Raw genomic sequence first — 213 nt, 5'->3', positions numbered from 1 at the left:
CGTTTATTTTTTTCTTCTTGTGGTTGGAACCGAAAGGGTTTGAATTCGACCAATCGATCTCAAAAAGGTTTTGGATAATCAACAACTTCGCGAATTGTTGGATGAAACAGGCGAACCAATTATTGCCTCAAAGATTGTTGCTAGTGATGACGAGGCAATGGATTTTGTTCGTGATGTTGGTTTCCCAGTGATTGTAAAACCTATTATCTGCGA

Annotated in this window: 1 pseudogene; it reads left to right on the top strand. The window is 39.0% G+C overall.

The annotated features are described in order from the left end of the window. Positions 1-43 precede the first annotated feature (43 nt). Positions 44-213 (top strand): annotated as a pseudogene (locus HMPREF0519_RS13585) (ATP-binding protein); the annotation flags it as partial.

Origin of the sequence: Lentilactobacillus hilgardii DSM 20176 = ATCC 8290, assembly GCF_000159315.1 — a bacterium.
In the GTDB taxonomy this organism is placed as follows: Bacteria; Bacillota; Bacilli; order Lactobacillales; family Lactobacillaceae; genus Lentilactobacillus; species Lentilactobacillus hilgardii.
The sequence above is the reverse complement of the archived record's forward strand: the minus strand, read 5'-3'. Positions and strand labels throughout refer to the sequence as shown.